This is a genomic window from Wolbachia endosymbiont (group A) of Scambus nigricans (assembly GCF_947251485.1).
Taxonomy (GTDB): domain Bacteria; phylum Pseudomonadota; class Alphaproteobacteria; order Rickettsiales; family Anaplasmataceae; genus Wolbachia; species Wolbachia pipientis.
Genome location: NZ_OX366356.1, coordinates 793041 through 819048 on the forward strand (window position 1 = coordinate 793041; position 26008 = coordinate 819048).

Genomic DNA, 26008 nt, shown 5'->3' on the forward strand with positions numbered 1-26008 from the left:
CTGTGTATTTTTGTTAAAAAAAATGTGTATAGATCATAATGTTGACACTGAGTCTTTATTTAAGTTAGCTGATCAAGAAAATCAGCAAGATAAAGAAAAAATTAAAAAATTTATTAAGTATTTTTATAGTTTTGTTTATAAAAGCGACCTAAAAGCCAACGATAAGTTTTTGCTATATATTGTAAACGATGCTTACAATTTTGTTTCTCAAAAAGAGAAAGATGAAAATAAGTTAGTAGTAAGTAATATAGATGATATACCAGGAATAGAAGGCGATTTTACCACGATTAAGATAACAAACGATGATATGCCATTTTTGGTTGACTCCGTTATTGCAACTATTAAGTCGCACGATTTAACCATATGCTATTACAGCAACAGCATAATTAACATTAAAAGAAAAGATGGCCTAATAGACGAGATTTACCCTTTGGAAGAAAGCAATGGAATCAAAGAGTCAGTTATATATCTAATTATCAAAGGTATAAGTGACAGTTTTGTTGATACATTAAAAGAATCTCTACAAAAAACGCTGAAAGCAGTTAATTGCGTTGTGAAAGATTGGCACTTAATGCTTAAGAAACTTGATGAGGCAAGTCTTTCTGTAATCCCAGTACTTGATACTGGGATCCAGGAAAAGGACACGTGGATTCCAGTGTCACGCACTGGAATGACAACAGACCGAAATCAAGAGCAAAAAGATTTTCTAGTTTGGTTAAAGAATAATAATTTTGTATTTCTAGGTTATCAAGAATATATTGCTGGTAAAGATGAAAAACTCGTCTGTGATGGCAAAAAGGACCTTGGCCTGATGAGAGTAGGTCAAAGTACGTTGATTCCTTCTGCAAACCTTGATTCCCTATACATATTGAGATCAGATCTAATCTCAATAGTCCATCGGCGTACATACATGAATTGTATAGGAGTAAAAGAATTTGATGACCAGGGTAATGTAGTAAAGGAACGGCGTTTTTTCGGGCTATTTACTTCTGTAGCGGAGGTCCAAGATATTCGAACTATTCCAATAATAAAAGATAAAGTTAAAGTTATAGAAAAAAATGCAGGATTTGTAACCGGGGGCCACAACAATAAAGCTTTGATTTCTATTTTGCAAGTGTTCTCTTGTGATGAATTATTCCAATCAAATGAAGACGAATTATTTAAAATTTGCATTTCGATCATGTCTCTTGCGATTAGGCCAAGGGTCAGATTATTTTTAAGAAGAGTCGGGGATTTTATTAGTTGCATAGTGCTGATACCGATGCGTTATGCTAGCGCTAGGCTAATGTTCAAGATACGTGACATATTGAAGGATGAGACAAGTGCAGAAAGTTCAGATATTTATAACAATCACATTATCAATGAATATGATTTGATGAAATTGCATGTAGTGCTAAAGACCAAAAATGCTAGCGTTCTTGATGATGAAGTTTTGCATATCGAAAACAAATTAAGAAACATTACAGAAAAGTGGGAAGATCGGTTTATAGACAATTTATACAATACTTTTAGCACTGTTGAGGATATATTCATCCGTTATTGCAAGGCATTTCCAATAAGCTATCAAGAGAGTTTCGAACCTCATGATGCATATTACGATATGAAAAAATTGGAGATAGTGAGGAAGAAAGGAGTTAGCGAGGTCGATTTAAGACTTACTCGTGATAATCTTAATTATCAATTAAAGGTTTATACTCCAAACAATGGAGGCCTTGAATTATCGAAGATATTAAGGATCACTAAGAATTTGGGAGCTAAAATTCTATCTCATAATGGCTATTACATAGAAATTAACGGTGGAATATGGATACACCATTTTGTGTTGTCAAGAGTCGATGAATTAATAGACAACATTACTCTAAAAGAGCAATTTGAAATAACACTTGCGAAAGTGTTTAGCAAGGAAATTAAAAATGACTATTTCAATAGTTTGATCATTATTGCTGGGCTCAAGTGGAAGGAAGTGCTTCTGATTAGAGCGCTAAGTGCCTATCTAAAGCAGACGTCATTTAACTACAACCCAGAATATATCCAAAAGGTAGTCTCAGAGTATCCAAAAGTAGTAAAGTATTTGATACAACTATTTCATGCAAGATTTGATCCTAACATAGACATTGATAGAGCAGAAACTACAGACATTGTCAGAGAAAAAATTGAGGAACTTCTAAAAGAGATCAGCAATGTTTCACATGATTACGTTTTGCGCTCGATATTTAACTTGATAATGGCTATTTCAAGTACCAGTTATTATCAAGATAATAAACCCTACTTATCCATAAAATTTGACTCAAGTAAAGTGAATGGTTTGCCTGATCCTCGTCCGTATCGTGAATTATATATTTATTCAAACCTTTTTGAGGGAATACATCTAAGAGGAGGGAAATTAGCCCGTGGTGGCTTAAGGTGGTCGGATAGGACGGAAGATTTTCGCACTGAAGTTTTGGGGCTCATGAAAGCTCAGATGACAAAAAATGCGGTTATTGTCCCTGTTGGCGCAAAGGGTGGGTTTGTAATTAAGCAAGTTTATAAAGACAAAGATACTTTAAGAGAGAAAAGTGTTGAGTGCTATAAGAGTTTTATTAGAGGAATGCTTGATATTACTGATAACGTGGTTGATGGTGAAATAATTCCACCAGAGAATGTGATTAGGTATGATGAAGACGATCCATACTTGGTAGTTGCAGCAGATAAAGGCACTGCTTCATTTTCTGATTATGCCAACCAGATAGCCTCTGAATACAATTTTTGGCTTGGCGATGCATTTGCATCTGGTGGATCAGCAGGTTATGATCACAAAAAAATGGGTATTACAGCCAGAGGTGCATGGATTGCAGCACAGAGGCATTTTTGGAAAATGAATAAGGATATTTACCAGGATACAACTGTTATTGGAATTGGAGATATGGCTGGCGATCTATTTGGAAACGGTATGCTGCTTTCAAAAAATATACATTTAATCGGCGCATTTAACCATATGCATATTTTTGTTGACCCAAACCCTGATGCAGAAAAGAGTTTCACAGAGCGTAAACGTCTCTTTGAGTTACCATTTTCAACTTGGATGGATTATAATAAAGATTTGATTTCTAAGGGTGGAGGAGTATTTGAGCGTAGCAGTAAGCAAGTAAACATTTCTCAAGAAATAAAAAAGTGCTTTGATATAACAGAAGATATGCTACCTCCAAGTGATTTGATTAGATATCTGTTGAAAGCAAAAGTGGACTTCATATGGAATGGAGGAATCGGCACGTTTGTTAAGGCAAAGAGTGAAAATCATAGCATGGTCGGTGACAAAGCAAACGATGAGTTAAGAGTGAATGGTAAAGATATTAGAGCTTCTATGTTTATAGAGGGTGGAAATCTTGGTTGTACACAGTTTGGAAGAATAGAATATGCTGAAAAAGGTGGATATATCAATGCAGACTTTGTTGATAATTCAGCCGGAGTGATATGTTCGGACCTTGAAGTTAACATTAAGATTGCATTTGTTTCAGCTATGAAAGCAGGGGGTATTTCTTTAGAAAAAAGGAATGAAATACTGGCAAGTATGGTGGATGAAGTTGCATCCAAAGTGCTTGAGAACCACAACAAAATTGAAACAAAAGCATTACTTCTTGAGTGTTTGCAAGCTAAAGAGAGATTGGAGCAGCACCACAGGTTACTACTCAGTTTAGAAAAATCTGGGCTGTTAAACCGAAGCGTAGAATTTCTTCCAACTGAAGAAGAGATAGCAAGGATGTTAACTGGTGCAAAAGGTTTCAGTTCTCCTCAGCTCTCTGTTCTAATATCTTATGCTAGAACAGCAATAAAAAATGAAATTATACATTCCGATCTGTCTGAAAAAGATCTTATATCTCATGACTACTTGCTAGGTTATTTTCCTAAAAAGATGGTAACAAAGTTTAAGGATTTCATATTAAAACACCAACTTCGTAGAGAAATTATCTCTACTTGCATTGCAAATGATGTAGTGAATAGAATGGGCTGTATATTCATCAATAATTTGGCTGAGAACACTGGAATTAAGATACAAGAAGCGGTTAACATATATATTGTTGTTAACCACCTGTATGATTTAAACAGCCTGTGGCAGAAAATTGATGAATTGGATGGAAAAATTGATGTTAACTCATACTTACAAATAGTGAGGAACGTGCAGAAATTTATTGGCAGAGTATCATTTTGGCTAGTGAAAAATCTTGGCAAGCTTAGCTTTGTAGAATTGGATGATGTTACAAAATTTAAAGATGCAATTGAAACTTTAGGCCAGAACTTAACTGATGTTTTAGATGAACACCTATTAAAGATCTATAGCCATGGATCAACTTCTTTAGTAGAACTTAATATAAATAAAGATCTAGCAAAAAAAGTTGCTGATCTATGCGTTCTTGCTTATGCACTGGACATTATATCTGTTGCTGAACAGACATCTTTGTCCATTCTTGATGCTGGTAAAATATACTTTGAGTTAAAGTCGCTGTTAAGATTCGATCTGATTAGAACAATTGCCATCAAGATGAAAAGCCGCTCTTCTTATTGGGATCGCAGCTTAGTTAATGATTTATTGGACGATTTAAGCAATTACCATCACAAGCTAGCTGTTAAAGTCATAAAAGCTACTAATAACCCCGAAGATAAGGTTCAAACCTGGGCTTGTGATGATAAGGACTACATAGAACGTTATAATAGTTTTTTAGATGAGATGGTTGCTTCTAAACTTGATTTAAGCAAATTAATATTTATAATCAGAAGGATTAAAGTACTTGCTTCATAGGAAAATGTTCAATATAGGTCTTTCGGAAATTTTAGTTGTAGCTTTAGTGAGCATAATTGTTCTTGATAAAAATAAGGTACCTGTATTTATTGATTTTATTAAGACTATATATAGGTATTTTACAATTGTAAGGTTAAAAGCCAGAAGGTTATTGAAGGATGGCGGAATTGAAGACTCATATAAAGAGTGTAATACTGAGAAAGTAAATTACATAGTTGGTAAAAATGGTAAGCTTTATCCTACTTACGATATAGATAATACATCTAAAGATAATGACAGCGAAGATTCTGGTAGTAGATGATGTACTATCTAATGTCAAGCTTTTAGAAGCTCTACTAAAAGCAGAGTACTATACGGTTATCGTAGCTCATGATGGTGAAGAAGCTATAGATTTAGTAGCAAAGCAGCAGCCTGATATTATATTACTTGATATCATGATGCCAAAGATGAATGGCTTTGAAGTTTGTAAGGAGCTAAAGAGTGATCCCTTGACAACCCATATTCCAATAATTATGGTAACTGCGCTGCATGATACTCATGATAGAGTGCAAGGTATTAATGCTGGCGCGGATGATTTTCTGACTAAACCAATAAACGAAACTGCTTTATCTGCACGAATTAAGTCTCTCACACGCTTAAAGATGATTATCGATGAATTGCGTTTGAGAGGAGAAACTAACGCTGAGATTGGTGGAGTCGCAGGAAACAGTATTATGGATTATTCCAATCAGATTTTTGATGCTAACATACTTGTTATAGATGAGGATGTTCATCAAGCAGAGCAGATATATAATATATTAAAGCAACGCTTTAGGTCAATTAAAATACTGAGTGATCCAATGGAAGCATTGAAGGTTGGTATTGAGAATGGTTACGACCTGATTATTTCTGATATGCAATTTTCAAAAGCTGACGGCTTGCGTTTGTGTTCTGAGTTTCGTAGTAAGGTGGAAACACGTTATACACCAATTCTGATTCTTTCTGAGGATTATGATAAAAACAATTTAGTAAAAGCACTTGATGTAGGTGCTAATGATTATTTAACAGTACCTTTGGATGAGGGTGAGCTAATAGCAAGGGTTAATTCGCAAGTAAAACGCAAAAGATATCAAGATGCCTTGAGAATGAATTTATTTAATAATGCGGAAATGTCTATAAAGGACCCATTAACTAACTGTTATAATAGAAGATATTTTGATGCACACTTAAGAAACATTGTTAAGGACTATGTGGAAAAGGATAGAAGGTTGTCTCTTATGATACTTGATATAGACTATTTTAAGATAGTGAATGACAGTTTTGGGCATAGTGCTGGAGATGAACTTTTAAAGCAAATACAGAAAAGAATTTCTGAAAATATCAGAGTGACAGATTTACTAGCTAGGTTTGGTGGTGAGGAGTTTGTTGTTGTAATGCCAGATACCAATGTATCAGATGCGTATACTATTGCGGAGAGAATACGAAAAATTATTGCTAAAGAACCTTTTGTACTTGCGGATAAAAATACAACCCATAATGTAACTGTGAGCATTGGAATTGCAGAAATGCAAGGATCTGACTTTGATGATATTAAAAAATTTATAGTACGTGCCGACAAATATTTATATAAAGCAAAAAACAGTGGTAGAAATAGAGTGGTTACTGGCTATAGCTAAAGTGGCTTAAGTTTACCGACAACCGTCATTCCGCTACTCGTTAGCGGAATCTATGCTGAGATACCGCGCACAACTGTACGAACGTTGTAGTTTGGGAGCAATTCCCACCAGTGGGATGTCATCCCAGTGCCCAGACACTGCGATCCAGCTTCTATGCAACTTAATTAAAAACGTTTGTTTTAGCGTAAGACAACTACCTTTAGCTCATCAGCTCAGTTATAAGCAAAATTTCTGGATTCCAGTGTCAAGCACTGGAATGACACCATTTGCTGTGCAATTTATAGCCCTTCTTATAATAGTCCGAATGCGATAAGATATGTGTTTATGGCTATAGCAGGCCAGTAGCATATTACGGTCTGTTCGGATTATTGTAAAAAGAGCTATACCTTCAAAAATGAATGTTTGTACAGCTATGGAATGAATCGCGGTATGACGTGTTGCTTGGGTTAGCTATAGATTTCTGAAATGATTTCAAAAAAATGATAACTAAGATTAAAGCGACAACATGAGGTTTCTCAGCTCTGGAAATTTCACGTTTAACTGCAAAAATAGATACTTATTTAAAAAATATCCTGTGACTTTCAGTCCTAACTGAAATTCTTGGAATGAGTAGCTGTTTTGTAGGGTATTATTGTATACATCATGCAACATTTGTGGAAAAGGTAGGAGTTTATCTGCATAATAATCTCCTACTTTTTTTGACACTGCTCTACCAGTTTTTGGAGAAATAAATTGCAGATTTTCCTTAACACCTGTTACAGCGCATTTGGATAAGTCTAACTTGAATCCCAATTGCGTAAGAAGCAGAAGCTCTAAGTTAAGATAATGGCTTTGCCAAGACTGATTGTTGTGTTTAATTACATCGATGAAATATCGAAAATTGTCATACAGCATGGCACAGGGTTCACTTTCTGGAAGCACTTTTTCTAAAATAGAGGAGAAAGAAACAATAGTAATGCTTTTTAACCTATCTTGAAAGAAATGATGGAATGGAGATTCGATTAATTCGCACTTTAAAAAACCTAGATTTTCAGGTAACTTAGCACTCCATTCTGCATGTAATAGATTACTTATCTGAAACTTATAATTGCTATTGTTTGTTAGCTTAGTTAATCCCCTGCGCTTTCCATGATTTTTTGTAAACAGAGAAAGAATTAAGTTTTTATCGCCGTATTTTTTAGCAGCTATAATGATGCCTTCATCTTTCCATCTCATTTAGAGTGTATTGACCGTATGATATATAGGATAGTGCACCTAGAGCGTGTAATCCATAAAAATCACTTACTCCGTTACTGTTTGCTTCCAAAGTTTCAAGGCTATGAGAGAGTAAGTTATTGGCTGCCACTCTTCTTCCTGAGCCTGATGCATTTCATACTGAGCTTTTGGTTTGCTAAATAATTGTTTGAATGATTTTAGTAACATTACTTTTCCTCGTCTGAAATTTTGGATAATTCAGCTTCTAATTCTTCTATCGTCGGTAAAGCTGTTTTTATGTTCTCTGGTAGATTTTCAGTTATTCGATATTCTGCTAGCCCTATTGGCTTGTTCATGTCTCGGAGTGTATATTTAGCAAGTACATCGTCTTTAGATTTACATAAGATTAACCCTATAGAAGGTTGATCTGTCGAGTGCTTCAGTAAATCATCAACTGCAGAAAGATAAAAATTCATTTTACCAGCATATTCCGGCTTAAAATCCTTATCTTTTAGTTCAATCACTACGAAGCAACGTAACTTTAAATGATAGAATAATAAATCAATATAAAAGTCTTTATTACCAACATCTAAATGAAATTGTCTACCAACAAATGCAAATCCTTCACCGAGTTCTAACAGAAATTTTTCCATATGCCCTACGAGTCCTTTTTCTACTTCTCTTTCATGAGCATCCTTACCTATACTTAAAAAATCAAAAATATACGGATCTTTTAATGTGTAATGTGCTAGATCGGATTGTGGAGATGGTAATTTTTCTTTAAAATTAGTTATTGCTTTTCCTTGACGTTTATGTAGTCCAAGTTCTATCTGCATCATCATAATGTTACGTATGTTCAATAGCTTTTTTTACATAAAATAATCTTATTTCATGACTTTCTATTTTTTCCAAAAGAGTGATATTGTGATACCAAGTTAATTGTGCAAGAGGCTCCTGCACAAATTCAACATCAGAATATTCTTCGGCAAACTTACGCATATACTTCAGATTTCTCGTGCTAAAGCCTTTCATTTCTGGAAATGTACTTCTCAAATCCTTACTTAATTGATCAATTACCTTAGCTCCCCAGATTTTGGCGTTTTAGGATCTCTGTACCAATATGGTGGTAAAGCAAAATAAGCTTACTATTTACTGCAAGTGCTGCTTTATAACGGTTTGTTGCAATATGATCCTTCAATTGCTCTAAAAATTCTGTATATTCTTTTGCTATAATTTTTGTCATACGGTTCCTTTTAATCCATTATACAATTCCTTTGTCTGTCGAGAAGACAATCTTTCGCTTGCCTTCAGCTTTGAAGGGATTCCTTATTGACTTCAAACTCGTCCATCAACTAAAATATATTGACTTTACGTGCAATATTAGCTTTAAACCAGTAAAACAAGCTGCTTAACATATGCGTTTTTTCTATTCGAATTATATTCTTTTTTTGTCTTTATGTTGTTTTTTGCTTTTTTCGTTATCTTCAACAAAAGCCCAAACGAATGATACGTTAGCTGTTCCTATACCACAAAGGAAAAAAGAAATAGTTGAGCACACTGTTGTAGCACAACCGAGGCAAATTATCGAAATGCAAGAAGAAGTCATTATTAACGAGGGTAAAGAATTCATTCCAATTCCAAAAAGAAAAAAAAGTGTAGAGAAAAAACTAAGAAGGGATGTTAGAGGGGCAAAAAATGAAATAGGAAACGAAAAAAGCGTTGAGAGCAAAAAGGATGAATTAGTTGTAACAGAAATTATTAACTCTATAAGAGACAAGCTCACAAAATGCTGGAGCATTCCTGAAAGCATAGCTTACAAAGAAAATTTTAATATAAAAATTAACTTATTGTTATCCAGTCAAGGCGAGATAATTATGGCGGATGTAGCAGACAGTGATTCCTATCGAAATAATCCACTTTTCAGGTCGATAGCAGATAATGCAATGCGTGCAGTATATAAATGTAGCCCATTGACCGGCTTGCCTAATCAGCACCACCACATTTGGCGTGAAGTAACACTAGATTTTATTCTATAGCTAAAGTAATTCTATAATTTAATAAGCCCACTGTATCCGTTCAGGATAGCAGCAAGGTAGTATAACCATAGAGTAAAAGTGAGTTTACAACAAATGGTGTCATCCCAGTGCTTGACACTGGGATGGCTTTGTTGCATAGCAACTGAAAAAATCTGGTGGCTACTGACAAAATTCATTATAAAATAGCCGTTTAACCTTGAAAGAAAAAATATGCCACAAAAAATGAGGGTCAGTAACCATAGCGAATATAACAAATTTCTAGAAAAAAGAGGAAATATTTTTCATTATATCAACGAAGCCATAGAAAAGTGGTACGAGAATGGTCCAAAAATACCAGGTGGCAACAATATTTATAGCGATAAAGTTGTAATTTTGGTGCACATAATAACTTGTTTATTTAGAATAGGCCTGAGGCAAACAGTTGGGTTTATAGCAGGATACCTTGAGCAAATTGGGAAAAATTTGCAAGTTATCAGCTATTCACAATCATCAAGAAGGTTTAAGAAACTCAATATTAAGATCAATGATTGCAGAAAATAATATGGAAGATATCGAAATTGCTATAGACAGTACAGGAATTAGTATATACAACAACACTCCTGGTCATAGCAAAGGAAATAGCGAAGATAGAAAGTATCGCAGCTATGAACAGACAAGAAAATTGTATGTAATGTTGAATACAAACAGGAAAAAAGCCATAGCTGTAAAATACAGTAACGGCTGATCACTATGGAGCTTGTGATTTGCTAAAAGAAGTCGATTTTCAGTATGTCATAAAAGTACTATATGCAGATAGGGCATATGACAGAGAAAAGCTCTATAAGCTGTGTAATCAATATGGTATAAAAACGAAAATTCCTCCGAAAAACAACGCAGCAGAGCATCCAAAGTTAGACTATATGGCTGAGAGAAATTCTGCAGTCAAGCTCATAAAGTCATATGATGAAGATGGTATAAAGAAGTGGAAAAAAGAGATGAGTTATGGAAAAAGATCTTATATAGAAAGTTTTTTCTCGCGACTGAAACAAACATTCGGGTTTAGTTTTAGGAATAAATCTGAGACAAATAGAGAGAAGGAACTACTTGTTATAGCTCTTTTTACAATAATCCGAACAGACCGTAATATGCTACTGGCCTGCTATAGCCATAAACACATATCTTATCGCATTCGGACTATTATAAGAAAGGCTATAAATGCTATTTGCTCAATAAGTTCACTGATATTGGTATGGCTAAATTTGAGATAGCTTCATAAATTTATTGTGCGTTACCTACTATCCGAAGAGCGATGCAACAAAGCCCACTGGGATCCAGTTTTCTTTACAAATTCACCAAAAGTGCTTCATTCTATAACGCAAAACCCATACTTACCAAACCCAATGCATTACTTGCAATTAAGTTTCCTGGATCCAAGTAGTCTGGGCACTGCCGTCATAAAGGAACTAGTGTCAGCTACTTTCATGACACCCTTCTGGTAGGCCCAAATCGCAATGTTCGTACAGTTATGGAATGAACCGCGGTATGACGTAGGAAGATCTGAGCAAACTTTCAATCAGAAACAGCCAAAGATCTCTCTAAGATGTCAGTTTCTTTTGTATCTTCAACTTTACCGTCCTGGTCGAATGAAATTCGCAGAGACTTACTACTATACTTCCTTTTTCCTAAAAAATTGGCTTGTTTAATTTTATATGAGACATAGTACCAAACATTGTCATCGAACTTTGATACTAATGTTGGTGATCCTAAAGTGTGAACCACTTTTTCTTTATCGTCACCTACTTTTATCTTGCTCCACAATTCAACACTAATGCCAGGAGCTCCGTGATTGTGAATAGTGTGAGTGCAGCTCACTGTAAATAATAAAATAAAAGATATTAATACTCGCATTTCTGTTGATAAATTACTTGAAGCTATAATACACAATAAATTATCTGCCGTCAAATTTCAAAAAAGTTAAATTGACTGATTCTCAATATCACTTAATATAATATTTACTTTAGAAAATAATAGGTGTCTTATGTCATTGTTAGAAGCAGATCCAATATACAAACCTTTTAATTACCCTTGGGCGTATGATGCGTGGCTGCAGCAACAAAGAATCCATTGGATACCTGAAGAAGTTCCGCTCGCTGATGACGTGAAGGATTGGAAAACTAAACTTTCAAGTGTAGAAAAAAATCTACTAACCCAGATCTTTAGATTTTTTACTCAGGCAGACATTGAAGTAAATAACTGCTACATGAGGCATTATTCAAATATATTTAAGCCAACAGAAATATGCATGATGCTTGCAAGCTTTTCCAATATGGAAACCATACACATTGCAGCTTATTCTTATCTTTTAGACACAATTGGCATGCCAGAAAGTGAGTATCAAGCATTTTTAAAGTATGATGCTATGAGAAAGAAATATGAATATATGTTGGAATTCGAGGAAAGCAAAAAACACGATAAAAAACATGTAGCTAAAACTCTAGCAGTGTTTGGTGCATTCACTGAAGGGTTGCAGTTATTTGCATCATTTGCAATTTTGCTCAATTTCCAACGTTTTGGAAAAATGAAAGGAATGGGGCAGATAATCGCCTGGTCAGCCCGTGATGAAACTTTGCACACCAATTCAATTATCATGTTATTTAATACATTTATTAAAGAGAATAATGAAATTTGGGACAACGAGTTTAAAGAGGAATTATATTCTGCATGTCGCACCATCGTTGAACTTGAGGACGAATTCATAAAGCTTGCCTTTGATTTAGGAGATGTTGAAGGACTATCCGCAGAAGAAGTGCGCAATTACATACGCTACGTAGCAAACAGACGGTTAATGCAATTAGGTCTTGAGTCCATATATGATGTCAATGATAATCCTATTCCGTGGCTTGATGAAATACTAAATGGCGTTGAACATACGAATTTCTTTGAAAATAGAGTAACAGAGTATAGCCGCGCAGCAACTCAAGGCATGTGGGAAGAAGCTTTTACTGAAAATGACACGAATAATAAGTGAATGCTAATTTCACTCTTTTTTGTCATTCCACTTTCATTACACCATTTGCTGTGCAGTTTAGACAGTTTTGCTTTACTTAACAACTAACTTACCATATATATGTCCATAGGACATTGGTATATAAGAACGTGCTACAACTATTAATCTTACTCACGGTCATCACTTCAGCTGCATTCTTTGGTCATTTAGTTCCAATGGAAATAAAAACCTTCTTGTACTCAGTGAGCCTGAGTATAAAAGAGGTTTTGCTATTTATAATGCCTTTTGTTATTTTTGCGTTAATCTTTAGCAGTGTTAACAATCTTAAGCAGTCAGCTATAAAGTTCATATTGTTACTTATTATAATGATCTTCTTGTCAAATCTGGCTTCAAGTTTAATAGCTTATTCTGTTGGGCATTTTATCATACAAAACACTCATTCAATACAAGATATAACGTATGAAGAAACAATTGTTCCCTTATGGTCGTTTAGGCTGCCTGCATTGCTTTCTAATTTTTATGCCCTTGCCTGTGGATTTGTGTCCAGCATAGTAGTGTCCACACTGCTACCCAAGAAAAGCAAAGAGCTTTCGAACAAAATGTTAGATTTAACTCTCTTTATTTTGAAGACGTTTTTGACGCCGATTATTCCAATATTTGTACTTGGGCTTGCTTTAAAAATGCAGCATGATCAAGTTTTATCTATAATATTTAAGGATTACTCAATAATTTTCATTATTATAGCATCTGCAACCTACCTTTATGTTTTCCTCTTATATGGAGCAGCAAATTCATTAAAGATCACAAGCTGGATAGCTAGTATAGGCAATATGATACCGGCATTTATTACTGCAATGAGCACAATGTCTAGTAATGCAACTATGCCACTTACTCTTGAAGGAAGCAAAAAAAATGTAAAGCAACCTGACATAGCATCGTCTGTTGTACCAATAACTGCTAGCTTTCATTTAGTAGGTGATTGCTTTTTTATTATAATATTATCAATGATAATTGCCTCCGGTTATTCATTCTGCACAACAGACTATGTAACTTTCCTTCTCTATTTTTTGTTATTTAAGTTTGCTATCGTGGCAGTTCCGGCAGGAGGAATTATGGTAATGCTACCTATTCTTGAGAAATACCTCAAATTTTCTCCAGAAATGCTTTCGTTAATCACAGCACTGTATATAGTGTTTGATCCAATAATCACTTCAGCAAACGTTATGGGTAATGGTGCCTTTGCTATAATGTTTACAAAACTCTATGATAAGCTTAAGTAATGTCTATTTTAGCGATTGATACTGTAGGTATTGGTAGTTCAATAGCAATAGTTGATTATGATGGTAACTGTTTTGTAGAGCACAATTCCGCCAGCAACAATCATGCAGAATCATTTTTTCAAATTCTGAATACTTTGTTTGATAAGCACAACTATAATTATGATAAAATAGATCATTTAGTGGTAGTAGTTGGACCAGGAAGTTTCACTGGAATTAGAGTTGGTATGTCAGCTACACAAGGTATAAATCTTGCTACAAATAAGCCATTATACGGAGTTAGTGCGCTGGAAGTTCAAGCCTACGCAATATCTTTGCTTTGTACGAATAACAAAAAAAATATCAGAGCTATAGTCAAAAATGCTCAAGGGTTTTATACGCAGTTATTTGATTTCAATTTATTGCCACTATCTGCACCTGGATCCCAGTGTCACGCTACAAGCAGTACACATATGGATTGCAATTTAAATGCTAGCCATGCAGGGCTATTAGTCCGTTATAGATTAGAGAACAAGCAAAAATTAAATGAAGTTGAAGCTCTATATTTAAATGAGCCTCAGTATATGAAATCATTATAGACTATTCTTTCGCGTACATGCAATGTTACTAAGCTTGTGCATCTGGTTTACTATCTCTTGAGCTACTTATTTTATACTCATATCTGAATTTTCTATCTCTATGGCACTTGGTGGTATAAATAAATCGTCAGTCCTAAATTTCTCTACAATGCTATTTAGATTAATCACCTTCCTATTTTTTCTTTGCCTTTTTAATGCAATACGCTTTTGTAATGTTGGTAGATCACACCTAAGTACCACAGGAAGGATTTCTGTGTTCATTTTTTTACTAAGCCTTACTATTGAATCATACATCCTCATGTTCTGGTCATTATTTTCCATCAACTCATCAATAAATATGTAATTTTTTGAGTGAATCGGATAATTTTCTATTACCTGAAGCATAATTTGCATAATGCCATATATTCTATCTTGAACTTCTTTAGGTATTTGATCACGTTCAAAGACACCATCGTATATAGAGCAAGCTTGAACATTGTTATAGAACTTACTATTTACAATTAATGCGTTTATTATATTAGATAATTCTATTGCTGTGGAAAGTTTACCACTTCCCGGAATACCAGAGAGAGATATGAAAAATCCTGCTGGCTGTTTTTTTGTGTTAATATTTACCATATTATTTTCAATCTTGAAACTTACATTCATAATAACATAAAAATGAAGCTTTAAAACATATGAAACATTATATAGAAAATTATTTTTGTAGTTAAGATATTATGTAATTTAAAAACATAAATTCTGTATATAAACTCTATAATAACGATAACTATTTTTAAGCAAGCTACAACACAAAAGTGTTTGGTATTCAGAAAGCAAGACAGAGTGGCATAGACTTATTAGTTTACTAGAAGTCTCTTTTCGCGTATAAACCTTCAGAAGATTCTAACAGAGGATTGTGTTGTTAACAAAGAGCAGAGTAAAAAGGGATCTAGTCTATGCCTATCATATTTTGTCCTACCTTAAGTTCGATGATCATACATATACTCACCTTTCAGTGCGTTCTGAAGATCAAAAGTCGTTTTATATTTATCCGTTTGGTATGCGTTTTGATGAAGTAGATGAACGTTCGTTAATGAAAGTATCATTTGATGGAGATGTAATTGAAGGCAAAGAATATCAATATAATAGAACTGGCTATATAATTCATGGTTTTGTTTATCAAGCAAGGAAAGATATTCAAGCAATTTTTCACTTGCATACACCTTCTATTGTAGCGGTTTCTTCTCTCAAAGATGGGCTGCTTCCTATAAGTCAATGGGCACTGCACTTTTACAATAAAATCTCTTACCATAATTATAATTCCCTAGCACTTAGCGATACAGAAGGAAAGAGGTTAATAGCTGATCTGAAAGAAAATTTTGTCATGTTAATGCGTAATCATGGATCTATAACGTGTGGTCGGACTATACAAGAAGCAATGTTTTACTCGTATCATTTAGAACAAGCGTGCAAAACTCAATGTTTAACGTTAGCAATGAATAAGGAGTTATCAATTCCAAGTGAAGAAATTTGCTCAAAAGCTGTAAAGGATCTCCTATCTTTTGAAAGCAATCTTGGTGAGAGGGATTGGCACGCATGGGTTAGACTAATTAAAAGTAAGTTGTAAGAGACTTTCGCACTACTATCTGTCATCCAAGTAGTGACCTTACCCAGAAAAAGTAGAGAGAAAGTTAAGACGTTTTTGGAGTAAAATAAAACGTTTTTTCAAAATATGACAAATAGAAGAGAATATACAGCAGAATTCAAATTAGAAGCTGTTAAGCTGGTTAAAGAAACAGGTCAAGCAAGTACAAAAATAGCAAAAGATCTAGGTATAGATGGCAGTATGTTAAGTAAGAAAATATGATGGAAAAATGTCTGGAGCATACGCATTTCCAGGCAAAGGCTCCTTATGACAAAGAAAGATTTGATCTAAAAAAAGAACTAACAAGAGAAAGAGACATTTTAAAAAAAGCCCTGGGCAAAGAAAAAGAGTAAAGTATTCTTTTATATAGAAATTGCTATAAAATACAGGAACTATGTAGGGTTTTGTACTGGTGGTATTGGTTGCTAAGGAAAAAAGCAGTAAAGAATTAGCAAAAGAAGGGCTTCTAGCAGATATTCAAAAAATACATCAAGCTTCTATAGCTCTTTTTACAATAATCCGAACAGACCGTAATATGCTACTGGCCTGCTATAGCCATAAACACATATCTTATCACATTCGGACTATTATAAGAAAGGCTATAAATGCAGATATGGAGCCCCTAAAATTCACGCTGAATTAAAAGCTTTAGGCAAAAATTAAAACAGTACAAAGTGTTATGCAAGAAAATGGCATTAAAACCAAGCTTAGACGAAGGTTCAAAAATAAAAAACAGCAAATAAGCAACCGAGTTGTGGCTCCGAACACATTGGATCAAAATTTTACTACTGATCAGCCAAATATAGCCTTTCTTATAATAGTCCGAATGTGATAAGATATGTGTTTATGGCTATAGCAGGCCAGTAGCATATTACGGTCTGTTCGGATTATTGTAAAAAGAGCTATAAAGTTTGGGATTACCTACATAAAAACTAAAGAAGGTTGTTGGCGGCAATAATTGACCTATATTCACGCATGGTGGTTAATGAGTAACATGATATAGCCTTTCTTATAATAGTCCGAATGCGATAAGATATGTGTTTATGGCTATAGCAGGCCAGTAGCATATTACGGTCTGTTCGGATTATTGTAAAAAGAGCTATATCATCTATAAAATTAAAAAATCCATGAAAGGGGATGAAAATATGTAAAAAAGTATTATTGATTAATTAAAAACAGATTTTGATTTGATAATACTAATAAAATCGATTTATCTTAAATTTACGTTGATTTTTACCTGTTATTTTTTGTAGTTTATCCAACGTAAATTCCAGGTAAAACAAAGTCGTTATCTCCAACCGTTACAACCAACTCTCCTTCTTTAATTTTTATTTGATTAGGTGTATGGTCCCATACCATCACACTCTGAGATCATACACCTAAAGTACTCCGACACTGGGATGACACCCCGGGGTTTCTGGGATGACAAAAAAGAGCCCCCTGAGCAAAAATCTTATAGCCACTTGAATGATAATTGACTTTTTGCCTAAAATAACCTAAGAAAGAAACTTCTCATCAAGATAACTTAAATATATACTAATTCTCTTATTTTTAAACGATTTCTCATCATGAATTGCACGATCAAAAACCTGAATTTGACTTGTTATAATGCTACAATTATTATTTGCAACTTCTAATACGCCACTATCAATTACAACCTTCTTTTCTGTTTGGTTACTCATTTTAACAGTAATCATACCAGGCAATAAATAAATTAAGTAAGGAGCATGGTGAGCTAAAATCATAAGCTCCCCTTCGAGCCCAGTTACTGAAAGAGAAACCACTCCACTGAATGAAATTTGATCATCAGGAGAGAAAAATTGCACTTTAAAAGTATTCATAATCTTTAACTTTTATTTAGCTTCAGCTTGTATTAATTCAGCCTTTTTTATTGCTTCATCTATATTCCCCACCATATAAAAAGCAGCCTCTGGTAAGTGATCATATTTGCCTTCAACAATCCCTTTAAAACTGGAAACAGTATCAGAAAGTGAAACAAATTTACCAGGCATGCCAGTAAATATTTCTGCAACGTGAAAAGGTTGAGAAAGAAATTTCTGAATCTTACGAGCCCTATCAACAATAATTTTATCTTCATCAGATAGCTCATCCATACCAAGTATTGCGATAATATCTTGCAGTGATTTATAAGTTTGCAATATACGTTTCACCTCAGAAGCTACATTATAATGTTCTTCACCAATGATTTCAGCAGATAAAGACTGAGAAGTTGAATCAAGTGGATCAACAGCAGGGTATATTCCCATTTCAGCTATTTGCCTTGACAACACTGTGGTTGCATCAAGGTGAGAGAATGTAGTTGCTGGGGCTGGATCAGTCAAATCGTCCGCAGGAACATATATAGCTTGCACAGAAGTAATAGAGCCAGAAGTTGTTGAAGCTATTCTTTCTTGCATTGCACCCATATCAGTTGCAAGGGTTGGCTGATAACCAACAGCTGACGGTATTCTTCCAAGTAAAGCAGAAATTTCAGAACCAGCTTGTGTAAATCTAAAGATATTATCCACAAAAAATAGAACATCTTGGTTTTCACGGTCACGAAAATACTCTGCCATAGTAAGTGCTGTTAAAGCAACTCTAGCCCTTGCTCCAGGAGGCTCATTCATCTGACCATAAACCAAAACAGCTTGAGATTTTTCATGCTCATTTATATTTATTACATTTGAAGTGATCATCTCGTGATAAAGATCGTTACCTTCACGCGTTCTCTCCCCTACCCCGGCAAACACAGAAAATCCTTTATGAGCTTTTGCTATATTATTAATTAATTCCATTATTAGGACTGTTTTACCAACACCGGCTCCACCAAATAAGCCAATTTTTCCTCCTTTAAGATAAGGTGCAAGAAGATCTATAACTTTTATTCCCGTAACTAAAACTTCTTCCTGTATTCTCTGTTCAGTAAAACTTGGAGGTGCTCTGTGTATAGGCTCTAAGTTATACTTTCCCTTCAGTGGACCACACTCATCTATAAGCTCTCCAACAACATTAAAAATCCTTCCTAAAGTTGAACGCCCAATTGGCACCGATATTGGTGCACCTGTATCAACAAATTCATCCCCCCTTGACATGCCATCTGTGCTATCCATAGCAATACAACGAACTATATTGTCACCTATATGCTGCGAAACTTCTAAAACCAGCTCCTTATCCTTATATTTTAGTTTGCTTTTTAAAGCATTAAATATTTTAGGCAATTCACCTTCAAATTTTATATCAACAACTGCTTGAGTTACCTTAATCGCTCTACCTATATCCATCTCTTTATTTTTATCACCTAACACTATAATTCCATAAAAGAACTTCTAAAGAAAATAAATTTTATATTATTAATAGAAATTTTGCAACATTAAAACGCTTACTAGTTACGCTTCATTACAAACAATGCAAATGCATTTAATAGCCAAGTAATAATAAACAATACTAAACTAAGCGCATAAGCAGCAAGAGTCTGTACACTATTGAAATCCTGATCTCCGGTAAGTAATGTAGCGATCTGGACGGTAATGGTAGTAACTGAATTAAGAGGGTTAAAAGTCAAATTTGCGTTGATTCCCACAGCCATTAGCACAATCATTGTTTCACCTATCACTCTTGAAATTGACAATAAAATTGCACTTAAAATTGTAGGCATTGCATAAGGTATTGTTATATGCCATATAGTTTCCGCTGGAGTTGCACCAAGTGCCATGAAGCCATAACGCAAGCTTTTTGGAACAGATCTTATGGCATCTTCGAGTAAAGAAATAATAAAAGGAAGAATCATTATCCCAATCGATAAACCGGCAACTAAGGCACTTTCTGAGTGTATACTTAAACCAAAAAAATTTGCTACCTGCTTTATAAAGAAAGACAAAAACACAACCGCGAAATATCCATATACAACCGTAGGAATAGCAGACAAAACTTGCAAAGTTGTATTAACAATATAACGCACTTTCTCACTCGCATATTCACTAATATATATTGCAGAAAATAAACCAAGCGGAACAACAACTAACATTGCTATAATAGTTATAAGTAATGTACCAACTAAAAGCGGCGCTATACCAAAACATCCTATCTTCTCTTCATTGATAGTAACTACATTGTGGCCCCATTTCAAGCAAAACAAGAATTCTGAAATAGCTACTTTATTAAAAAAACTAATGGATTGAATAAAAATAGACAGCATTATAAATAAAGTGATAAAAAATGATATGGCCAAAGCCACAAATAACGAAAGTTTTATTATCTTATTTCTTTTATTTTTAAAGATAAAAGCAAGCATGAAAAAAAGTAACGCTATAGAAATAAAAGTTACAAAACAATTATTATAGAATACTAACAACCAAGTTAGCATCCATACACAACTAAGATATAGATAAGATTTACCCTTATTTACTTCTTGAAACCTACTAAAACAAAATAAAAGGATTAGTAAGACAGGTATGACTATCACCGAATTCATTCTTCCATGCATCAAATTTTATTCTACGAAAATGTCATACAAGTTCACCATTATTTGACAATAAAGTAAAACAATTTAAAATAAATAATTATATTAATATAAAAACAATGAAGAGAACATTTCAACCAAAAAATTTGATAAGAAAGCGCAGACACGGATTTCGTTCACGTATGGCAACAAGAGCTGGAAGAAAAATCCTTAATAGGCGCCGTTCATTAGGGTGTAACAAATTATGCGCATAGTAAGTATAAAAAAAAAGATTTTTCTTCTGCTTTCAAAAATAAGTTAGCACTCAACAGTCTTTTTTATCGTGGGCTTTATATATCACTGTACGCTATAAAAGAAAGAGAACCTGAAAAGTACATTCATACTATTAGAGTAGGTCTGGCTATCAGTAAAAAAACCGGAAAAGCAGCAAAAAGAAATAAAATAAAAAGACAACTACGAATGCTTGCTAAAATTAGCATTTTAAATATAAGTAATATAGGGCACTACTACATAATACTAACTCATAGAAACATTATGCAAGCAAGTTATAAAAACTTACAAAAAGATCTAACTATTTGCTTAAAAAAGATAAAATAAAAAAAATCTCAATTAAGGTATTTACAACTATATTTTTTATGATAGTATAGGTAAAATTTTTAAAAATAGTTAATGGGTATGGTGAATGGTAGAGCATATAAAAGAGGTAAATAACACAGGCTTTGGTCAGATGTATCAATTCTTATTTCTTCCTAAAGGAACAGGAACAGATTGGAGGTCAGCATTTCGCCAACAAGAAGAATTATTTAAAAAAGTGGGAGGTAATGTAATATTACCAGAAATCAGTAATTCTCCTTCAAAAGGGAATCAATTAGGGGAAGTAGGAACAATGCTAAATAATGTAGAAAATGACCAAGAACACATAAGAAAAAAAAGATATCGTAGTTAAAGTAAAAACTTAAAGAATAGTAACAAAACAAGAAAGTTAAAATATAAGTATACCTACTGTCCAATTAACAAAGAAATTTTTACAAACTTGGCGGCGACCTACTCTCCCTTTTCAAGTACCATCAGCGCTAAAAAGTTTCACTTCCGAGTTCGAGATGAGATCGGGTGGTTCATTTTTGCTATAGCCACCAAGTCAATAAAAATTTCTAACTTAACAACTTTAACTTAATATTTAACACTGCATACACACATATAGAAAGCAAATAAATCAATCAGGCTATTAGTACTAGTTAGCTTCACGTGTTACCATGCTTCCACACCTAGCCTATCAACGTGGTAGTCTTCCACGGCCTTAATTGGGAAATCTTTTTGAAGAGGGTTTCTTGCTTATATGCTTTCAGCAATTATCCCATCTATACATAGCCACCCAGCGATGCTATTGGCATAACAGCTGGTACACCAGAGGTATATCCATCTCGGTCCTCTCGTACTAGAGTCAGACCTTCTCAAATTTCCTTCACCCACGGCAGATAGAAACCGAACTGTCTCACGACGTTCTAAACCCAACTCACGTATCACTTTAATCGGCGAACAGCCGAACCCTTGGGACCTTCTTCAGCCCCAGGATGTGATGAGTCGACATCGAGGTGCCAAACGGTGTCGTCGCTATGAACGCTCGAACACCATCAGCCTGTTATCCCCGGCGTACCTTTTATCCGTTGAGCGATGACCCTTCCATACAGAATCACCGGATCACTATGACCGACTTTCGTCTCTGCTTGGCTTGTCAGCCTCGCAGTCAGGCAAGCTTATGCCATTATACTATCAAGCTGATTTCCGACCAGCTCTAGCTTACCTTCGCACGCCTCCGTTACTTTTTAGGAGGCGACCGCCCCAGTCAAACTACCCACTATACAATGTCCTAGTTCCAGATAATGAAACATAGTTAGATATCAAAAGTGTAAAGGGTGGTATCTCAAGGTTGACTCCATTATAGCTAGCGCCATAACTTCAAAGTCTCCCACCTATCCTGCACATCACACTTTCAATAGCAATGTAAAGATATAGTAAAGGTGCACGGGGTCTCTTCGTCTAACCGCGGGTACCCCGCATCTGCACGGGGAATTCAATTTCGCTGAAGTGATGTTGGAGACAGTGGAGAAATCGTTACGCCATTCGTGCGGGTCGGAACTTACCCGACAAGGAATTTCGCTACCTTAGGACCGTCAGTGTTACGGCCGCCGTTTACTGGGGCTTCAATTCGGAGCTTGCACCCTTCCTATTAACCTTCCAGCACCGGGCAGGCGTCAGACCCTATACTTCCACTTACGTGTTTGCAGAGTCCTGTGTTTTTAGTAAACAGTCGCTACTCCCTATTTTGTGCCACCTACTCATAGTTGCCTAAAAGCAGGTTACCCTTCTTCCGAAGTTACAGGTATAATTTGCCGAGTTCCTTCAACATCATTCTTTCAACACCTTAGTATACTCTACTCATCCACCAGTGTCGGTTTGCGGTACGGCCTCATAAATATAAGTGCTATTTCCTGGAGCTTCTTTTAAGCATAGATCAATCCAATAAGATCTATACAAATACGAAACCCGTCACACTTAAGAGGTTTAGGAATATTAACCTAATTGCCATCGACTACTCCTTTACGGACTCGCCTTAGGAACCGACTAACCCTACGCAGATTAACTTAACGTAGGAACCCTTAGATTTTTGGTGAGAGTGTTTTTCACACTCTTTTACGCTACTTATGTCAGCATTCTCACTTCCGATATCTCCAGCAGTTTTCACAAACCACCTTCACAGACTTACGGAACGCTCCGCTACCGCGCCTATTGATCGAAATCAATAAGCACTCACATCTTCGGTATACAGCTTTAGCCCCGGTACATTTTCGGCGCAGAAAAACTTATTTAGACAAGTGAGCTGTTACGCTTTCTTTAAAGGATGGCTGCTTCCAAGCCAACCTCCTAGCTGTAATGGTTTTTCTACTTCCTTCCCCACTTAGCTGTAATTTTGGGACCTTAGATAGTGATCTGGGTTGTTTCCCTCTTCACCACGGACTTAGCACCCGTAGTGTGCCTGCTGTATAATTAATTGTTGGTATTCGGAGTTTAGTTAGATTTGGTAAGACGGTGAATCCCCCTAGTCTATCCAGTGCTCTACCCCCAACAACATACATACAACGCTCTACCTAAATAGATTTCGCGGAGAACCAGCTATTTCCAAGTTTGATTGGCCTTTCACCCCTAATCACAACTCATCCAATAATGTTGCAACATTAACTGGTTCGATCCTCGAGTGTGTTTTACCACACCTTCAATCTGGTCATGACTAGATCACTTGGTTTCGGGTCTAATCCATAAAACTAAAACGCCCTATTCAGACTTGCTTTCGCTACGCCTACACCTAACGGCTTAAGCTTGCTTCATAGATTAACTCGCTGACCCATTATGCAAAAGGTACGCTGTCACTCTAAATATCAATAAACTGATATTTAGCTCCAACTGTTTGTAAGCACTTGATTTCAGATTCTATTTCACTCCCCTCCCGGGGTTCTTTTCACCTTTCCCTCACGGTACTTGTTCACTATCGGTCGTCAAGGAGTATTTAGGCTTGGAGGATGGTCCCCCCATATTCAAACAGGATTTCACGTGCCCCGCTCTACTCAAGGATTTAAAAACTTTCTACTTATACAGGACTATCACCTTCTATGGTTACTATTTCCAGAGTATTCTAATTCTTATTCTTAAATCACTAGCCTTTTCCGCTTTCGCTCGTCACTACTAACAGAATCTCGGTTGATTTCTTTTCCTTTGGCTACTTAGATATTTCAGTTCACCAAGTTTGCTTTACATACTTAGTACGTAATAACTAGCTAAACTAGTTGGGTTTCCCCATTCGGAAATCTGCGGATCAAAATTTGTTGACAATTCCCCACAGCTTATCGCAGCCTGCCACGTCCTTCATCGCCTCTTAACGCCAAGGCATCCATCAAGTGCTCTTAATAATTTATTTATCCGACTATATGCAGAATATGCAGAGTTAAATATTATTAAAATTGAATTGAGATTAAATTAATCTCTACCATAAAACTTGTCAAACATCTAAAAAACTAAATTAATCTTTTATATACTACAACCTAATAAATAATATGTCAACGCCTTTTTGCACAAAACATTTACTTATATTATCAACAACAATATACTAGCAATCCTAAACAGTATAATCTGAGAAATATGTGGTAAACTTATATATACAGTAAAAATTAATGAAAAAGATATTTTGTAAGATAAAATGTGTTAAAATCAATTGCCTAAAAATGATAATAAACATTCGGAGTATTTCTAACGTATGAAAAGTAATCTCTCTTTTATAAAAAACGTTGCTTTAAATTGTATGTCTAAGCTCATTGGCGTATTAAATATTAAGAAAGTAAAACACTTCGTTGTGAATAAATATAATACTCTTCATAAAGAAATGACAGTGCTTCTTAAAAAATCTAAGAACCTGTTAAACACCAACATTGAAATCGGTTTATATCACTTTTATAAAGGTAGCATATCAGATGCAAAGTTACGATTTTGGTTAATTAGCATATTTTACCCCCATTTACCTATAGTCTGGTATAACATCGGAAGGTGTCATTTTGCGGTAGGGAATACTAACAAAGCTTGTAATTATTTAACAAGGGCACTAAAATTAGATAATGACCACGAGGAGGCGTCTTACTATATAAAAAAAATGACAAACTCAGCGCCTATTACAGAATTGCCAAAAAACCTCATAAGACAATATTTTGATTACACAGGTGAATATTTTGTTGAGCATTGGTTGATTGCCAAACAATATAGAGGGCATGAACTTGTACACATGATAATTACAAAAATCTTCAACAACTCCACTTCTGAGCTCAATATACTCGACCTTGGTTGTGGAACTGGAATATGTGGTCATTTCTTGAAAATAAATAGTATTGGAAACCATATAACAGGAATTGACATTTCAAGTAGAATGCTAAATATCGCAAGAGGATGCTTTATAAAAGGTAAGCCTGTTTACAATGAATTAATACATATGGAAATGAAAGAGTTTCTTAAACAAGAGAAAAACCAGCAGTATGATGTAATTATCTTTGCTGAAGTACTACATTATCTACATGACTTTCAAGAAGAGTTGGAATTAGCAAAAAGATCTACGAGCAAAAAAGGAGTTATTGTATGTTTAATAAGAAGAAAGGAAGGTGAAGGTATTGACTTTGTAAACAAAGGAGACTATTTTCGTCACTCAGAAAGTTATGTTCAACATGTTGCAAAAGAAATAAATATGCAAATAAGTTATATGAGTTACTGTAAAATATATGGCAGTCAGGTTGACAGTATCTTGTTTGCATTACAGCATCAACAAAAAAATCCGAAAAACCTAACTTAAAAATCGCTCAAAATGACTTTTAAGTACCTATATATAATA

20 protein-coding genes, 2 rRNA genes and 6 pseudogenes are annotated in these 26008 nt (G+C 34.9%); 16 read left to right on the forward strand and 12 right to left on the reverse strand.

Annotated elements, in window-relative coordinates:
• Positions 1-22 precede the first annotated feature (22 nt).
• From OPR46_RS04465 to OPR46_RS04475, 3 genes are read left to right on the forward strand one after another with little or no spacing between them, the layout of a single operon-like run.
• Entirely contained in the window at positions 23-4774 is a 4752-nt protein-coding gene (locus OPR46_RS04465; RefSeq protein ID WP_265044085.1) for an NAD-glutamate dehydrogenase, read from the forward strand.
• A gap of 4 nt (positions 4775-4778) precedes the next feature.
• Positions 4779-5075, forward strand: coding sequence for a Sec-independent protein translocase subunit TatB (tatB, locus tag OPR46_RS04470; RefSeq protein WP_265042968.1), 297 nt, complete (start codon positions 4779-4781; stop codon positions 5073-5075).
• The gene (locus tag OPR46_RS04475) at positions 5047-6429 is read left to right on the forward strand and encodes a PleD family two-component system response regulator (RefSeq protein ID WP_265042970.1); all 1383 of its coding nucleotides are present in this window, start codon (positions 5047-5049) and stop codon (positions 6427-6429) included. The genes tatB and OPR46_RS04475 overlap by 29 nt, the downstream gene beginning before the upstream one ends.
• A 216-nt stretch (positions 6430-6645) precedes the next feature.
• On the opposite strand, the gene OPR46_RS04480 is transcribed toward OPR46_RS04475, so the two are convergent.
• The 4 genes and pseudogenes from OPR46_RS04480 to OPR46_RS06760 all read right to left on the reverse strand — a co-directional run bounded on the left by OPR46_RS04480 (position 6646) and on the right by OPR46_RS06760 (position 8866).
• Complete coding sequence (locus OPR46_RS04480; protein ID WP_265042972.1) at positions 6646-6777, reverse strand: hypothetical protein; 132 nt, start codon at positions 6775-6777, stop codon at positions 6646-6648.
• Between the two features lie 144 nt (positions 6778-6921).
• Positions 6922-7644, reverse strand: a complete 723-nt coding sequence (gene recO / locus OPR46_RS04485; protein WP_264329797.1) for a DNA repair protein RecO — start codon at positions 7642-7644, stop codon at positions 6922-6924.
• A complete protein-coding gene (locus OPR46_RS04490) occupies positions 7628-7774 on the reverse strand; it encodes a hypothetical protein (protein ID WP_007548499.1) in 147 nt (48 codons plus the stop codon). Before OPR46_RS04490 ends, recO begins: the two co-directional genes overlap by 17 nt.
• Before the next feature lie 76 nt (positions 7775-7850).
• Positions 7851-8866: pseudogene (locus OPR46_RS06760) on the reverse strand (PDDEXK nuclease domain-containing protein).
• A gap of 172 nt (positions 8867-9038) precedes the next feature.
• Here OPR46_RS06760 and OPR46_RS04510 point away from each other — a divergent pair.
• The 3 genes and pseudogenes from OPR46_RS04510 (at position 9039) to OPR46_RS04530 (ending at position 11137) form a co-directional block, all read left to right on the forward strand.
• A complete protein-coding gene (locus OPR46_RS04510; RefSeq protein WP_265042978.1) occupies positions 9039-9659 on the forward strand; it encodes a hypothetical protein in 621 nt (206 codons plus the stop codon).
• A gap of 210 nt (positions 9660-9869) precedes the next feature.
• A pseudogene (locus tag OPR46_RS07030) lies at positions 9870-10747 on the forward strand (IS5 family transposase); the annotation flags it as partial.
• A gap of 174 nt (positions 10748-10921) precedes the next feature.
• Complete coding sequence (locus OPR46_RS04530; protein ID WP_264339319.1) at positions 10922-11137, forward strand: hypothetical protein; 216 nt, start codon at positions 10922-10924, stop codon at positions 11135-11137.
• Between the two features lie 70 nt (positions 11138-11207).
• Here OPR46_RS04530 and OPR46_RS04535 read toward each other — a convergent pair whose 3' ends face one another.
• Complete coding sequence (locus OPR46_RS04535) at positions 11208-11546, reverse strand: outer membrane protein assembly factor BamE (protein ID WP_320109367.1); 339 nt, start codon at positions 11544-11546, stop codon at positions 11208-11210.
• Positions 11547-11676: 130 nt separating this feature from the next.
• Between OPR46_RS04535 and OPR46_RS04540 the strand changes: the two genes are divergently transcribed.
• From OPR46_RS04540 to tsaB, 3 genes are all read left to right on the forward strand, one after another.
• Complete coding sequence (locus OPR46_RS04540) at positions 11677-12666, forward strand: ribonucleotide-diphosphate reductase subunit beta (protein ID WP_265042987.1); 990 nt, start codon at positions 11677-11679, stop codon at positions 12664-12666.
• Positions 12667-12794: 128 nt separating this feature from the next.
• Complete coding sequence (locus OPR46_RS04545) at positions 12795-13925, forward strand: dicarboxylate/amino acid:cation symporter (protein WP_265042989.1); 1131 nt, start codon at positions 12795-12797, stop codon at positions 13923-13925.
• Positions 13925-14500 (forward strand): tRNA (adenosine(37)-N6)-threonylcarbamoyltransferase complex dimerization subunit type 1 TsaB, encoded by a 576-nt coding sequence (tsaB, locus tag OPR46_RS04550; RefSeq protein ID WP_265042991.1) that lies wholly within the window; start codon positions 13925-13927, stop codon positions 14498-14500. The genes OPR46_RS04545 and tsaB overlap by 1 nt, the downstream gene beginning before the upstream one ends.
• On the opposite strand, the pseudogene OPR46_RS04555 reads toward tsaB, so the two are convergent.
• Positions 14495-15118: pseudogene (locus OPR46_RS04555) on the reverse strand (DEAD/DEAH box helicase family protein). The gene tsaB and the pseudogene OPR46_RS04555 sit on opposite strands and share 6 nt — an antisense overlap.
• Positions 15119-15398: 280 nt before the next feature.
• Here OPR46_RS04555 and OPR46_RS04560 point away from each other — a divergent pair.
• The 3 genes and pseudogenes from OPR46_RS04560 to OPR46_RS07040 form a co-directional block, all read left to right on the forward strand.
• Complete coding sequence (locus OPR46_RS04560; protein WP_265042993.1) at positions 15399-16109, forward strand: class II aldolase/adducin family protein; 711 nt, start codon at positions 15399-15401, stop codon at positions 16107-16109.
• Between the two features lie 105 nt (positions 16110-16214).
• Positions 16215-16626, forward strand: a pseudogene (locus OPR46_RS07035) (transposase); the annotation flags it as partial.
• A 104-nt stretch (positions 16627-16730) separates the two neighbouring features.
• Positions 16731-16929, forward strand: a pseudogene (locus OPR46_RS07040) (IS3 family transposase); the annotation flags it as partial.
• A 130-nt stretch (positions 16930-17059) separates the two neighbouring features.
• On the opposite strand, the gene OPR46_RS04580 reads toward OPR46_RS07040, so the two are convergent.
• The 4 genes from OPR46_RS04580 to pstC all read right to left on the reverse strand — a co-directional run bounded on the left by OPR46_RS04580 (position 17060) and on the right by pstC (position 20598).
• The gene (locus OPR46_RS04580; RefSeq protein WP_265042996.1) at positions 17060-17194 is read right to left on the reverse strand and encodes a hypothetical protein; all 135 of its coding nucleotides are present in this window, start codon (positions 17192-17194) and stop codon (positions 17060-17062) included.
• Between the two features lie 429 nt (positions 17195-17623).
• Complete coding sequence (locus OPR46_RS04585; protein WP_006279902.1) at positions 17624-17968, reverse strand: F0F1 ATP synthase subunit epsilon; 345 nt, start codon at positions 17966-17968, stop codon at positions 17624-17626.
• A gap of 12 nt (positions 17969-17980) precedes the next feature.
• Entirely contained in the window at positions 17981-19408 is a 1428-nt protein-coding gene (gene atpD, locus OPR46_RS04590) for a F0F1 ATP synthase subunit beta (RefSeq protein ID WP_265044086.1), read from the reverse strand.
• 101 nt (positions 19409-19509) lie between these two features.
• Positions 19510-20598 carry a phosphate ABC transporter permease subunit PstC gene (pstC, locus tag OPR46_RS04595; protein ID WP_265044087.1) on the reverse strand — a complete coding sequence of 363 codons (1089 nt, stop codon included), beginning with the start codon at positions 20596-20598 and terminating at the stop codon, positions 19510-19512.
• A 107-nt stretch (positions 20599-20705) separates the two neighbouring features.
• Between pstC and rpmH the strand changes: the two genes are divergently transcribed.
• From rpmH to OPR46_RS04610, 3 genes and pseudogenes are all read left to right on the forward strand, one after another.
• A complete protein-coding gene (gene rpmH / locus OPR46_RS04600) occupies positions 20706-20840 on the forward strand; it encodes a 50S ribosomal protein L34 (protein ID WP_006279898.1) in 135 nt (44 codons plus the stop codon).
• Between the two features lie 19 nt (positions 20841-20859).
• Positions 20860-21183: pseudogene (gene rnpA / locus OPR46_RS04605) on the forward strand (ribonuclease P protein component); the annotation flags it as partial.
• An 85-nt stretch (positions 21184-21268) separates the two neighbouring features.
• Positions 21269-21532 carry a hypothetical protein gene (locus tag OPR46_RS04610; protein WP_077188558.1) on the forward strand — a complete coding sequence of 88 codons (264 nt, stop codon included), beginning with the start codon at positions 21269-21271 and terminating at the stop codon, positions 21530-21532.
• A gap of 85 nt (positions 21533-21617) precedes the next feature.
• On the opposite strand, the gene rrf is transcribed toward OPR46_RS04610, so the two are convergent.
• A 5S ribosomal RNA gene (rrf, locus tag OPR46_RS04615) occupies positions 21618-21724 on the reverse strand.
• A 66-nt stretch (positions 21725-21790) separates the two neighbouring features.
• Positions 21791-24556: ribosomal RNA gene (locus OPR46_RS04620) — 23S ribosomal RNA — on the reverse strand.
• A gap of 336 nt (positions 24557-24892) precedes the next feature.
• Here OPR46_RS04620 and OPR46_RS04625 point away from each other — a divergent pair.
• On the forward strand, positions 24893-25969 hold the full coding sequence (locus OPR46_RS04625; protein ID WP_265042999.1) for a methyltransferase domain-containing protein: 1077 nt from the start codon (positions 24893-24895) through the stop codon (positions 25967-25969).
• Positions 25970-26008 lie beyond the last annotated feature (39 nt).